This is a genomic window from Streptomyces sp. NBC_00846 (assembly GCF_045207325.1).
Lineage (GTDB): Bacteria > Actinomycetota > Actinomycetes > Streptomycetales > Streptomycetaceae > Streptomyces.
In genome coordinates, this window is sequence record NZ_CP108846.1 from 5679179 (window position 1) to 5692066 (window position 12888).

10 protein-coding genes and 2 pseudogenes are annotated in these 12888 nt (G+C 68.6%); 8 read left to right on the forward strand and 4 right to left on the reverse strand.

Going from position 1 to position 12888, the window contains the following annotated elements; all coding sequences use genetic code 11:
* Positions 1-81: 81 nt before the first annotated feature.
* The 8 genes and pseudogenes from OG936_RS26200 to OG936_RS26235 all read left to right on the forward strand — a co-directional run.
* Entirely contained in the window at positions 82-1596 is a 1515-nt protein-coding gene (locus OG936_RS26200; protein ID WP_406497892.1) for a gamma-aminobutyraldehyde dehydrogenase, read from the forward strand.
* 42 nt (positions 1597-1638) lie between these two features.
* Positions 1639-2889: a spermidine/putrescine ABC transporter substrate-binding protein gene (locus tag OG936_RS26205; RefSeq protein WP_406497894.1), complete on the forward strand. Its 1251-nt coding sequence runs from the start codon at positions 1639-1641 to the stop codon at positions 2887-2889.
* Positions 2890-2943: 54 nt separating this feature from the next.
* Positions 2944-4092 (forward strand): ABC transporter ATP-binding protein, encoded by a 1149-nt coding sequence (locus OG936_RS26210; protein WP_406497896.1) that lies wholly within the window; start codon positions 2944-2946, stop codon positions 4090-4092.
* Positions 4089-5015 (forward strand): ABC transporter permease, encoded by a 927-nt coding sequence (locus OG936_RS26215; protein WP_383751615.1) that lies wholly within the window; start codon positions 4089-4091, stop codon positions 5013-5015. Before OG936_RS26210 ends, OG936_RS26215 begins: the two co-directional genes overlap by 4 nt.
* Positions 5015-5818, forward strand: coding sequence for an ABC transporter permease (locus tag OG936_RS26220; RefSeq protein ID WP_406497898.1), 804 nt, complete (start codon positions 5015-5017; stop codon positions 5816-5818). The genes OG936_RS26215 and OG936_RS26220 overlap by 1 nt, the downstream gene beginning before the upstream one ends.
* A gap of 22 nt (positions 5819-5840) precedes the next feature.
* Positions 5841-7256: an NAD(P)/FAD-dependent oxidoreductase gene (locus OG936_RS26225; protein ID WP_406497899.1), complete on the forward strand. Its 1416-nt coding sequence runs from the start codon at positions 5841-5843 to the stop codon at positions 7254-7256.
* A gap of 86 nt (positions 7257-7342) precedes the next feature.
* A complete protein-coding gene (locus OG936_RS26230) occupies positions 7343-7840 on the forward strand; it encodes a hypothetical protein (RefSeq protein ID WP_406497900.1) in 498 nt (165 codons plus the stop codon).
* A 35-nt stretch (positions 7841-7875) separates the two neighbouring features.
* Positions 7876-8165, forward strand: a pseudogene (locus OG936_RS26235) (chitinase); the annotation flags it as partial.
* On the opposite strand, the gene OG936_RS26240 reads toward OG936_RS26235, so the two are convergent.
* From OG936_RS26240 to gabT, 4 genes and pseudogenes are all read right to left on the reverse strand, one after another.
* Positions 8116-8742, reverse strand: coding sequence for a phosphatase PAP2 family protein (locus OG936_RS26240; RefSeq protein WP_406497902.1), 627 nt, complete (start codon positions 8740-8742; stop codon positions 8116-8118). The pseudogene OG936_RS26235 and the gene OG936_RS26240 overlap by 50 nt on opposite strands.
* Before the next feature lie 324 nt (positions 8743-9066).
* Positions 9067-10764, reverse strand: coding sequence for a glycosyltransferase (locus OG936_RS26245; protein WP_406497903.1), 1698 nt, complete (start codon positions 10762-10764; stop codon positions 9067-9069).
* 215 nt (positions 10765-10979) lie between these two features.
* A pseudogene (locus OG936_RS26250) lies at positions 10980-11198 on the reverse strand (phosphoesterase); the annotation flags it as partial.
* 148 nt (positions 11199-11346) lie between these two features.
* Positions 11347-12687: a 4-aminobutyrate--2-oxoglutarate transaminase gene (gene gabT, locus OG936_RS26255; protein WP_406497905.1), complete on the reverse strand. Its 1341-nt coding sequence runs from the start codon at positions 12685-12687 to the stop codon at positions 11347-11349.
* Positions 12688-12888: the final 201 nt, after the last annotated feature.

Below are 12888 nucleotides of genomic sequence, written 5' to 3' on the forward strand. Positions count from 1 at the left end.
TCCTCTGTCAGGATCGGCAGTCAAATCGAACAGAAGCTACGCCGCCGCCGCATTCCGGGGCGTGCGGCGGAGGAGAACGTCATGGGCAACGGCATCCAGGTGCGGGACCGCTTCGCGGACGGCGCACAGTACATCGGCGGAAAGCTGCGGTCCGGTACATCGGGACGACACCACGACGTGGTGAACCCGGCGACGGGCGAGACCGTCTACACCTACGAACTGGCGGGCACCGCCGACGTCGACGCAGCCGTGGCGGCTGCCCGAGAGGCGTTCCCCGGCTGGTCGGGCGCGACGCCGGCCGAACGGTCGGAGGCGATGCACCGCTTCGCCGCCGTCCTCGCCGAGCAGGCCGACGACTTCGCGTACGTCGAGTCCCTCCAGTGCGGCAAGCCGATCAAGCTCTCCACCGAGTTCGACGTGCCCGGCACCGTCGACAACACCTCCTTCTTCGCGGGCGCCGCCCGCCACCTGGAGGGCAAGTCGGCCGCCGAGTACGACGGCGACCACACCTCGTACGTACGCCGTGAGGCGATCGGCGTCATCGGCTCCATCGCACCCTGGAACTACCCGCTCCAGATGGCCGCGTGGAAGATCCTCCCGGCCGTTGCCGCAGGCAACACCATCGTGCTGAAGCCCGCCGAGATCACCCCGCTGACCTCGCTGATGTTCGCCCAGGCGGCCGCCGAGGCCGGCATTCCGGACGGTGTGATCAACATCGTCACCGGCGCGGGCAAGGACGCCGGGGAGCACCTCGTCGGCCACCCCGACGTCGTCATGACCTCCTTCACCGGCTCCACCGCCGTCGGCAAGCGGGTCGCGGAGATCGCCACCGCCACCGTCAAGCGCCTGCACCTCGAACTCGGCGGTAAGGCACCCTTCGTCGTCTTCGACGACGCCGACCTCGAAGCCGCGGTCCACGGCGCGGTCGCCGGGGCGCTCATCAACACCGGCCAGGACTGCACCGCCGCCACCCGCGCCTACGTCCAGCGCCCCCTCTACGACGCCTTCGTGCAGGGCGTGGCCGAACTGATGGAGACCGTCCAGCTCGGCGACCCCTTCGACCCGTCGACCGACCTCGGCCCGCTGATCAGCCACGCCCAGCGGGACCGGGTCGCCGGCTTCGTCGAGCGCGCCCGCGCGTACGCCACCGTCGTCACCGGCGGCGAGGCGCCCGGCGGTGAACTGGCGGCCGGGGCCTACTACCGGCCGACGCTGGTCGCCGGTGCCGCCCAGGACAGCGAGATCGTCCAGTCGGAGATCTTCGGTCCGGTCCTCGTCGTGCTGCCCTTCGACACCGATGACGAGGGCATCCGCCTCGCCAACGACACCCCGTACGGACTCGCCGCCTCCGCTTGGACCCGCGACCTGTACCGCGCCAACCGCGCCACCCGCGAGATCAAGGCGGGCTGCGTCTGGGTCAACGACCACATTCCGATCATCAGCGAGATGCCGCACGGCGGATACAAGGCCAGCGGCTTCGGCAAGGACATGTCGTCGTACTCCTTCGAGGAGTACACGCAGGTCAAGCACGTCATGTACGACAACACCGCGGTCGCCCGCAAGGACTGGCACCGCACGATCTTCGGGGACCGATAGTCCGGCCGCCCCCGGCCACACACACCCGAAAGGGCAACGCGCATGGAGCAGTACGAGCCCGAGCGGCTCTCCGCGGCCCAACTGGCCGCGATGCGACGCAGTCTGACCAGTGGCCGGGGCGCCCTGACCCGCCGCTCGCTACTCCGTGCCTCCGGCATGGGGGCGCTCGCGATCGGCGGGCTGGGGACGCTGAGCGCCTGCGGCATCCCGCCCGCGATGCGGGAAGGGGACGCCGCGGCGGCCTCGGACGACCACTCGGCCGAGGAGAAGCAGGTCAACTTCTCCAACTGGACCGAGTACATGGACGTCACCAAGGACGGCAAGCACCGGCCCACCCTGGAGGCGTTCACCAAGCGCACCGGGATCAAGGTCAAGTACACCGAGGACATCAACGACAACGTCGAGTTCTTCGGCAAGATAAAGCCGCAGCTCGCGGCCGGCCAGGACACCGGCCGCGACATCATCTGCGTCACCGACTGGCTGGCCGCCCGCATCGTCCGTCTCGGCTGGGCGCAGCAGCTCGATCCGTCGAACCTGCCGCACGCCTACGCCAACCTCTCGGCCCAGTTCCGCACCCCCGACTGGGACCCCGGCCGCGCCCACTCGTACCCGTGGGCGGGCATCCCCACCGTCATCGCCTACAACGCCAAGGCGACCGGCGGCCGCAAGGTCGACTCCGTCAGCCAGCTGCTCGACGACCCGAAGCTCAAGGGGCGGGTCAGCTTCCTCTCGGAGATGCGCGACTCCATCGGGATGACCCTGCTCGACATGGGCAAGGACCCCGGCACCTTCACCGACGCCGACTACGACGCCGCGATCGGCCGGATCCAGAAGGGCGTCGACAAGAACCAGATCCGGCGCTTCACGGGCAACGACTACACCGCCGACCTCGACAAGGGCGACATCGCCGCCTGTGTCGCCTGGGCCGGCGACATCATCCAGCTCCAGGCCGGAAACCCGGACATCAAGTACGCCATTCCGGCCGCCGGCTACATCATTTCCAGCGACAACCTGCTCGTCCCGGTGAAGGCCCGGCACAAGACCAACGCCGAGAAACTCATCGACCACTACTACGAGCCGTCGGTCGCCGCCCAGCTCGCCGCATACATCAACTTCGTCTGCCCGGTCGATGGTGTGCGCGACGAACTGGCGAAGATCGACCAGGCGATGGCCGACAACGTCCTGATCCTTCCGGACAAGGAGATGGCGGCCCGGTCGCACGCCTTCCGCTCCCTGACAGCCGAGGAAGAGACGGCGTACGAAGAGAAGTTCGCCAAGCTCATCGGCGCCTGACCGCCGAGCCCTCCCCTCCACCGATCTCCCCTGACACCACTGGGACTGCGATCCATGACACAGCAGCAGACAGGCGGCGATGTCCGCCTCACCGGGATCAGCAAGACGTACGGCTCCTTCGCCGCCGTCAAGCCGCTCGATCTGAACGTCCCGCAGGGCTCGTTCTTCGCCCTGCTCGGCGCGTCCGGCTGCGGCAAGACCACCACCCTGCGGATGATCGCGGGCCTGGAGGAGGCGACCACCGGCACCGTCTTCCTCGGCGGCCGCGACATCACCGGTCTGCCCCCGTACAAGCGGCCCGTCAACACGGTCTTCCAGAGCTACGCGCTCTTCCCGCACCTCGACATCACCGAGAACGTCGCCTTCGGTCTGCGCCGGCGCGGGATCAAGTCGGTGAAGAAACAAGTCGACGAGATGCTGGAGCTCGTCCAGCTCGGCGACTTCGCCAAGCGCAAACCGCATCAGCTCTCCGGCGGCCAGCAGCAGCGCGTCGCCGTCGCCCGCGCCCTGATCAACCACCCGCAGGTGCTCCTCCTCGACGAGCCGCTCGGCGCCCTCGACCTCAAACTGCGCCGCCAGATGCAGCTGGAGCTCAAGCGCATCCAGACCGAGGTCGGCATCACGTTCATCCATGTCACCCACGACCAGGAGGAGGCCATGACCATGGCCGACACCGTCGCGGTGATGAACGGGGGCCGGGTCGAGCAGCTCGGCGCTCCCGCCGATCTGTACGAGAACCCGAAGACGACCTTCGTCGCCAACTTCCTCGGCACCTCGAACCTCATCGAGGGCGAGATCGTCTCCGCCGGCACGGACATCGTGGTGGCCGCGGGCGGCGGGAAGCTGCGGCTGCCCACCGACCGGTGTGCGGCCCCGACCGCGAACGGCGGCAAGCTGCTGCTCGGCGTACGCCCGGAGAAGATCTCGCTCGCGCTCGCCGACGACAGGGACGCGATAGCCGACGGGCGCAACCAGGTCACCGGCCGGATCGTCGACTCCAGCTTCATCGGCGTGTCCACGCAGTACGTGGTGGAGAGCCCGGCGGGCAAGGCGCTGCAGGTGTACGAGCAGAACGTCGAGAGGCGCGCGGGATTCACGGCCGGCGCCGAGGTCGTCCTGCACTGGAACCCGGTACACACCTTCGGCCTGGACGCCGCCCAGGACATCGACGCCGGTGTGGAGACGGTGGAGGACGCGGCGTGACCGTCACCCAGGAGGCGCCACCCGCGCCCGTCACGGAGCTGAAGGTCCGCAAGGCCTCCACCCGCAAGCGCCTCGTCCCGTACTGGCTGCTGCTCCCCGGCATTCTCTGGCTGGTCGTCTTCTTCGCCCTGCCGCTGGTCTACCAGGCGTCGACCTCCGTCCAGACGGGATCCCTGGAGAAGGGATTCGAGGTCACCTGGCACTTCCAGACGTACTGGGACGCGCTGAGGGACTACTACCCGCAGTTCATCCGGTCCCTGCTGTACGCGGGCACCGCCACGATCCTGTGCCTGCTGCTCGGCTACCCGCTCGCGTACCTCATCGCCTTCAAGGCCGGGCGCTGGCGCAATGTCGTCCTCGTGCTGGTCATCGCGCCGTTCTTCACCAGCTTCCTGATCCGTACGCTCGCCTGGAAGACGATCCTCGCGGACGGCGGCGCGGTCGTCGACGTACTGAACACCCTGCACGTCCTGGACGTCACCAGCTGGCTCGGCTGGACCGAGTCCAACCGGGTACTGGCCACACCGATGGCCGTGGTCTGCGGTCTCACGTACAACTTCCTCCCGTTCATGATCCTGCCGCTCTACACCTCGCTGGAGCGGATCGACGGCAGGCTGCACGAGGCGGCCGGCGATCTGTACGCCACCCCCGCCACCACCTTCCGCAAGGTGACCTTCCCGCTCTCCATGCCGGGTGTCGTCTCCGGAACGCTGCTGACCTTCATCCCGGCCAGCGGTGATTACGTCAACGCGGAACTGCTGGGCTCCACCGACACCAAGATGGTCGGCAGCGTCATCCAGACCCAGTTCCTGCGCGTCCTCGACTACCCGACGGCGGCCGCGCTCTCCTTCATCCTCATGGCGGTCGTCCTGATCATGGTCACCGTCTACATCCGCCGCTCCGGGACGGAGGACCTGGTCTGATGCCCGTACTGCGCTGGATTCGCCGGAATCTGATCGTCATCGCGGGTCTGCTGACCCTCGCGTACCTGATCCTGCCGAACATCGTCGTGATGGTGTTCTCGTTCAACAAGCCGAACGGGCGCTTCAACTACGCCTGGCAGCGCTTCTCCCTGGACGCCTGGAAGGACCCCTGCGGCGTCGCCGACATGTGCGGCACGCTCTCCCTGTCCCTGCAGATCGCCACCTGGGCCACCATCGGCGCGACGGTCCTTGGCACGATGATCGCCTTCGCACTGGTCCGCTACCGCTTCCGGGCGCGCGGCGCGATCAGCTCGCTGATCTTCCTGCCGATGGCGATGCCCGAGGTCGTCATGGCCGCCTCGCTGCTCACGCTCTTCCTCAACATGGGCGCGCAGCTGGGCTTCTGGACGATCCTCATCGCACACATCATGTTCTGCCTGAGCTTCGTCGTGACCGCCGTCAAGGCGCGCGTGATGTCGATGGACCCGCGACTGGAGGAGGCGGCCCGCGACCTCTACGCGGGCCCCGTACAGACCTTCCTGCGGGTGACGCTGCCGATCGCAGCCCCCGGAATCGCGGCGGGAGCGCTGCTCGCCTTCGCGCTCTCCTTCGACGATTTCATCATCACCAATTTCAACGCGGGCTCCACCGTGACCTTCCCCATGTTCGTCTGGGGATCGGCACAGCGCGGCACGCCCGTGCAGATCAACGTCATCGGCACGGCGATGTTCATCATTGCCGTACTGGTGGTTGTCGTCGGCCAGCTGATCGCGAACCGGCGGAAGAACAGCGCACGACCGTAAGTTCCTGAAGGAGTTGGAAACCATGGCCCCAAGTGCCATGCGTACTGCAGCACAATCACTCTCCGGCGCCAAGCCGGTCTCGTTCTGGCTGGACGACCCCAGCAGGCCCGAAGCGCTGCCCGCGCTCACGGGCGACGAGCACTGCGATCTCCTCGTCATCGGCGGCGGATACAGCGGACTGTGGACCGCGCTGATCGCGAAGGAACGCGACCCGGAGCGGGACGTCGTACTGATCGAGGGGAACGAGGTGGGCTGGGCAGCCTCGGGCCGCAACGGCGGATTCTGCGCCGCCTCCCTCACCCACGGCCTGCCCAACGGCCTGGAGCGCTGGCCCGACGAGATCAACAAGCTGGAGGAGCTGGGCGAAAAGAACCTCGATGCCATCGAGGCCGCCGTCGCCCGCTACGCCATCGACTGCGAATTCGAGCGGACCGGCGAAATCGACGTCGCCACCGAACCCCACCAGCTCGAAGAACTCCACGCATGGCACCAGGAAGCGGAGAAGCTCGGCTTCACCGGAGTGGAATTCCTGGACCGGGACGCGGTGCGCGCCGAAGTCGACTCACCGACTTTCCTGGGCGGGCTCTGGGACCGGAACGGGGTCGCCATGCTGCACCCCGCCAAGCTGGCCTGGGGCCTGAAGCGGGCCTGTCTCGACCTCGGGGTCCGGGTGTACGAGCACACCCGGGGTCTCGAACTGGCCGGGACCCCCGCCGCGATGGCGGTCCGCACACCGTACGGAAGGGTCTTCGCGCGCCGCGTCGCACTGGGGACGAACATCTTCCCGTCCCTGGTCAAGCGGGTGCGGCCGTACACCGTGCCGGTCTACGACTACGCGCTGATGACCGAACCCCTCACCGCCGACCAGCTCGCTTCCATCGGCTGGAAGAACCGGCAGGGGCTCGGCGACAGCGCCAATCAGTTCCACTACTTCCGGATATCGGCCGACAACCGGATCCTGTGGGGTGGCTATGACGCGATCTATCCGTACGGGGGCCGGCTGAGCGCCGATCTCGATCAGCGTCCGGAGACCTTCCTCAAGCTCGCCGGACAGTTCTTCGACTGTTTCCCGCAGCTTGCCGGGGTCCGTTTCAGTCACGCCTGGGGCGGGGCGATCGATACCTGTTCCCGCTTTTCCGCATTCTTCGGTACGGCCCATCGGGGCCGGGTCGCCTATGCCGCCGGATATACCGGACTCGGCGTCGGAGCCACCCGTTTCGGGGCCGATGTGATGCTCGATCTGCTGGCCGGCGAACGGAATGAGCGGACCGCTCTGGAAATGGTCCGCAGCAAGCCGATGCCGTTCCCGCCGGAGCCCTTCGCCTGGGCCGGGATCGAACTCACCAAGCGGTCCCTGGCCAGGGCGGACAGCAACGGCGGGCACCGCAATCTGTGGCTGCAGACGATGGACCGGCTGGGGCTCGGCTTCGACAGCTGAGCGCGGCGCGCAACAGCGTGCCCCGGTTCACTGCCAACTGGTGGGCCGAACCCGCGTAATGGATCGGCGCCACCTCTGTCTCCCGTATGCACCGGCCATGCACGGCCGGTGCATACGGGAACGGAGGCCGGTCATGGCTGGCGCGGGTCAAAGCAGCAGTCAAGTGGCTCGTATCGGTGGCGACCGACCCGGATGCCTGCCGGTGGGAATGGGAGCGCAATCCCCAAGGGGTTGTGCTCCTGCCCGCCGGCCGGCGCTGGGACGTACTGATTCTTCCGGGGAAACTGGGCCGTCCCACCCTCGATGTGCTGACCCGTCTCATCGACCCGCCCGGGCCGGTCCTCTCCGATTCCGGCGACACCCGCACGGGCTTCTTCGTGCCGCCGGGCACTGTCGACCACTGGGTCGGCACCGGCGTACGGGGGGCGGGGCAGGGGACCTGGATCGTCGCGCCGCACCCGGGGCGGGCGGCCGGTGGCGGGGTGCGCTGGCTGATCCCGCCGGACGGCTCGGGAACGCTCACCGACGCGGCACTCCTGGAGCTCGCGATGCATGAGGCGGCGGCCGGGAGCGGCGGGGACTGACGGAGACCGGCGACGGGACCGGCGACGAGTGCGGGCTGCTCGCCGGATTCCCGGTGGCCGGCGACCAGACCAAGGTCTTCCCGGGCCTCCGTCCCGACCAGGTCTCCATCGGTCTGCCGGCCTCCACCCAGGCGGCAACGGCTACACCACGCCCGCCGAGGTCACCAAGGCGCTGAACTGCCTGACGAAGAAGACCGACCGCGGTACGTACGCCACCCACGGGACATGGCCGGATCTGAGCGGACTGATGACGTGGTCGATCAACCGGGACCGCTTCAGCAACGGGGAGTTCGCGCAGAACTTCGACGCCTGCTTCGGCAGCTGAGGCCCAGCGTCAGAAGCAGTGGCCCGCACAGCAGCCAGCTGGCCACCACGTCCAGCGGCCAGTGGTAGCCCCGTCGGACCAGGCCGAAGGAGACGCCGAGGACGAGCGCGGTACAGAGGGCGAGGAGGCTGAGACGGGCGCGGGCCGAGCGGAGCCGGGGCAGGAGGAGCAGGGCCGCGCCGCCGTACGCGATGGCGGCGGTGGCGGTGTGCCCGGAGGGGTAGTAGTCGCCCCCCGGTGGCATGACCGGGGTGCCGTGGCGGGCGGTCCACTCCTTCAGGGGCACGATGATCGCCGGCACCAGGGCCATGAGTACGGCCGCGGTGAGCGGCGGCAGCCACCAGCGCCCCGTCCCGGCGGCCCGGCCCCGCCGGGCGACGTACACCGCGACCAGCGCCAGCACAGGCACCGCGACCTGACCATTACCGAGATCGGAGAGCAACTCGGACACCCGGTCCGGATGGACCAGCGCACGGCTGGCCCGCTCGTCCACGCCCAGGAGCGGGCCATCGGCGACCACCTGCCAGGTGATCAGCGTGAAGAGGAGGGCCGACAGGCCGCACACCAGGAGGAACACACGAAGGGAGAGACGGAGGGCACCAGGTCGCTCAGCGGCCTGCGGGGCGGTCGCGCTTCCGGTTTGCGGACCGGGTGTGCTTTTGGTTGACGGGGTCGGCGCGGTCCCGGTCTGCGGGGCAGGCGTGCTCCCGCTCTGCGGGTCGGGGCAGGTCGACGACATGGGGTCCAGCGTCTCAGATCCGGCAGGTACGGGTAGGTACGGGCCGGGGCGGCCGGACGACGGCAGTTCGACGACACGACCTCACGGTCGGTACACCTAGGGTCTGTCCGACCCCGGTCCGCCGGACAGACCCTGGTGCTGTGACCGGCCGGGCCCGTTGGGCTAGCCGAGGCCGGACAGGCGTCCGAGCCTCGCGATTCTTCTGAGTCTTCTGCTGCCGATCTGCTTGCTGAGACCGGTCAGCCTCCTGAGTACACGTCGCTTGAACCCTTTCGGGACCTTCTTCGTCCGGGCGGCGGCGGTGATGTGCAGGCTGAGGTTCGCGAAGCCCTGGGTGTAGTACGGCTTGACCTCCAGGAGTCCGCTCCGGCCGCCGTGGACCGGAGCCAGGCCGTCCGCCTTGCGGGCACCGAACCTGCGCTGGGTGCTCAGGCCCTGGGCGCGGACATTGAGGTACACGTCCCACACCCCCGTCGGCAGCGGGGTGCCGTCCAGGGCGCGGGTGATGTCGATGTCGGCGGTGAAGCCCGCGGCACCGTGGTCGCAGGCGTGCCCCTGGACATGGGTGTGGGCGGGCAGTGGTGTGCTGCGGGTGGGGACGCGCACCTCGCGCCCGTCGTCCCGCAGCCGCAGGACCAGCTCGGTGGCGGGCATCCGTGTGTCCACGTTCTCGATGTAGCCATGGCCGCGCAGCCGCAGGACGCCGCGCCGCCGGGTCCGGTGCCATTCGACCGCGTCCAGCCGGTCGTCCTGCCGCAGTCCGGCCGTGACGTCGTAGCAGGAGTCGGGTATGCCGGCCTTCGCGTCGCCGAGATACGGGTAGGCGGCGTAGGCGCGCCCGTTCTTGACGACAACCTCGTGGGGAGGCCGGAGCTTGTCCCTCTCCGCGGTCAGGAAATCGATGATGTCGATCAGTTCCCGTTGCAGTCCGTGCTGCGTGCAATGGGCGATCAGCCGGAGCGGCGCGGTCATCTGGACGGCGAGTTCCGGGGTGTAGAACGCGTCCAGCTGCTCCTTGGCGATCCCCATGGCCGTCAGCCGGTCGCTCTCCTCCAGCAGCGGGAAGCGCCAGGAGAAGGAGTCCAGCAGGCCGCCCCTGAAGTGCCGCAGCAGCGCGGCGTCACGAACGGGTCCGGGTTCGCTGTACGTGGTGATCGCGGTCATCAGGCGTCGGGCGACCTCAAGACGTTTCATCACGTCACTGAAGTTGCTGGTGAGATTGCCCTCGTCGTCGCGCTGCACCTTGAAGTAGCAGTCCTCGTCGGCGACCACCGATATCACGGAGGCCTGCAGATATGCCTTGGTCACGAAGAGGCGGTCCTCGCCCATGCGGATGTCCTCGTCGAAGCGCAGCCGGTGCTCCTCCACGAACGAACGCCGCATGAGCTTGTGCGGCGTCAGGGCGTACCAGACGCGGGAGGTGGCCAGATCGACGACCTCCTGGTCGGCCTCGAACATGGACCGGGGAACCGAGCAGTTGACACCCACGTACTTGCCGAGCGTCACGTCGGAGCCGTTGCGCTCGGCCATGTCGATCATCCGGCGCAGCGCATGGGGGCCGAGGTAGTCGTCGGCGTCCAGGAAGAAGACGTAGCGGCCCCGGGCCAGCCCGAGGGCGACGTTGCGTGGGCCGCTCGGCCCTCCGGAGTTCTGCTGGTGGATGACGCGCACCGTGCCGGAATGCTCGGCGGCGAACCGGTCCAGCTCCTGCCCGGTGCCGTCGGTCGACCCGTCGTCGACGGCTACGCATTCCAGTTCGTACGTGCCCAGCGACTGTTCGACCACCGATTCCAGGCAGCGCGTCAGATAGGGCATGGCGTTGTAGGCGCCGATGATGACAGTGACCGTTAAGTCCGACACTCATTCCCCCCGGGAACCGTTCATGACGATTATGGCCATATGGATACCCGCCATGTGCGGCTTGCGCCAAGTTCCCAACTGCCCTGGGTTTGCCAACGGTTGATTCCGGCCGTGCGACAGCGGGAGTCGCCGGAGGGAACGGGGCGGCCGAGCGAACCGGGGGCGCCGACGCCAGGGGGACGGGAGGCCGGCTGCCCGGGAAGAGGGGGAGAGGAGGCCGGCCGCCCAGGAGCAGGGGGGGTGGCTCCGGGACGGCCGGTGCGATCGGTTTGCCGCGCGCCCCGGGGGGTTTGGGGCGAGCGGCCATCCGATCAGTGAGGAGTTCCGGAGCCAGCGGCTCCAGTGGTGTGCGCGAAGGCACGGCCAGGACGGTGCTGGGGAAGCTCCGGCCCGGCGTCGCCGGCAGTCCCCTGCGGGCGGGGCGTTTCTCTCATCTGCAGAAACCGTACGTCAGCGGATGGGGGACCGACAGACGGAAACGGATCCCGCCATCGGCCCCCCACACCTTCTTCACAGGCCCTCACGCGGGCCCTGCATCCCCGGCAAAAACGCCCTCCGGCACCGTCGGGGGTTTCGAATGGATCAGATCTGGCCGAAAGCCTGCTCGATGACGTCGAGAGCCTCGTTCAGCAGGTCCTCGCCGATCACCAGCGGCGGGAGGAAGCGCAGGACGTTGCCGTACGTGCCGCAGGTCAGGACCAGCACACCCTCCGCGTGGCAGGCCTTGGCGAGCTTCGCGGCGGCCTCCGGGTTCGGGTCCTTCGTGCCGGACTTCACCAGCTCGATCGCGATCATCGCGCCACGGCCGCGGATGTCACCGATGACATCGCCGCCCGGCAGCTTCGCCTGCATCTCGGCGAGGCGGCCCTTCATGATCTCCTCGATGCGCTTCGCCTTCCCGTTCAGGTCCAGCTCGCGCATCGTCTCGATGGCGCCGAGCGCACCCGCACAGGCCACCGGGTTACCGCCGTAGGTGCCACCGAGGCCACCGGAGTGGGCGGCGTCCATGATCTCGGCGCGGCCCGTCACGGCGGACAGCGGAAGGCCGCCCGCGATGCCCTTGGCGGTAGTGATCAGGTCCGGGACGATGCCCTCGTCCTCGCAGGCGAACCACTGGCCTGTACGGCAGAAACCGGACTGGATCTCGTCGGCGACGAAGACGATGCCGTTGTCCTTGGCGAACTGGGCGATCGCCGGAAGGAAGCCCTTGGCCGGCTCGATGAAGCCGCCCTCGCCGAGCACCGGCTCGATGATGATCGCGGCGACGTTGTCCGCGCCGATCTGCTTGGTGATCTGGTCGATGGCCTGGGCGGACGCCTCCGCGCCGGCGTTCTCGGCACCGGTCGGCCAGCGGTAGCCGTACGCCACCGGCACCCGGTAGACCTCGGGCGCGAACGGTCCGAAGCCCTGCTTGTACGGCATGTTCTTGGCGGTCAGCGCCATCGTGAGGTTGGTGCGGCCGTGGTAGCCGTGGTCGAAGACGACGACCGCGGTGCGCTTGGTGTAGATGCGGGCGATCTTCACCGCGTTCTCGACGGCCTCGGCACCCGAGTTGAACAGCGCGGACTTCTTGGCGTGGTCGCCCGGGGTCAGCTCGGCGAGCTGCTCACAGACCTCGACGTACCCCTCGTACGGCGTGACCATGAAACAGGTGTGGGTGAAGTCGGCGAGCTGCGCGGACGCACGGCGTACGACGGCCTCGGCGGAGGCGCCGACCGACGTCACGGCGATACCGGAACCGAGGTCGATCAGACGGTTGCCGTCCACGTCCTCGATGATCCCGCCACCGGCGCGGGCGGTGAACACCGGCAGGGTGGAGCCCACACCTGCGGCCACCGTCGCGAGACGGCGGGCCTGCAGCTCCACCGACTTCGGGCCGGGAATGGCAGTGACGACGCGGCGCTCCTGCGGAATTGCGGTCATGAGGGGCTCCTGTGGGGTGTTTCGGACGCTTCTCTTTCTGCAGGCTATGGGCGGGGCCCTGAGTCCGGCATGTTCCGTTCGGGAGTGGTGACCGGACGCGGTTGTCCGCCACGGACATAGCGAGGGGGTACGGGGCCGGGCCGCGGCGGCGCGCGGACGAGTCCAAAGACCCCCGGGGCGCGGGCACAGACATCCGGCCGG

Coding starts and splice junctions, on each gene's coding strand:
- OG936_RS26210 (WP_406497896.1), top strand. CDS start 2,944: ATGACACAGCAGCAGACAGGCGGCGATGTCCGCCTCACCGGGATCAGC.
- OG936_RS26225 (WP_406497899.1), top strand. CDS start 5,841: ATGGCCCCAAGTGCCATGCGTACTGCAGCACAATCACTCTCCGGCGCC.
- OG936_RS26200 (WP_406497892.1), top strand. CDS start 82: ATGGGCAACGGCATCCAGGTGCGGGACCGCTTCGCGGACGGCGCACAG.
- OG936_RS26230 (WP_406497900.1), top strand. CDS start 7,343: ATGCACCGGCCATGCACGGCCGGTGCATACGGGAACGGAGGCCGGTCA.
- OG936_RS26205 (WP_406497894.1), top strand. CDS start 1,639: ATGGAGCAGTACGAGCCCGAGCGGCTCTCCGCGGCCCAACTGGCCGCG.
- OG936_RS26220 (WP_406497898.1), top strand. CDS start 5,015: ATGCCCGTACTGCGCTGGATTCGCCGGAATCTGATCGTCATCGCGGGT.
- gabT (WP_406497905.1), bottom strand. CDS start 12,687: ATGACCGCAATTCCGCAGGAGCGCCGCGTCGTCACTGCCATTCCCGGC.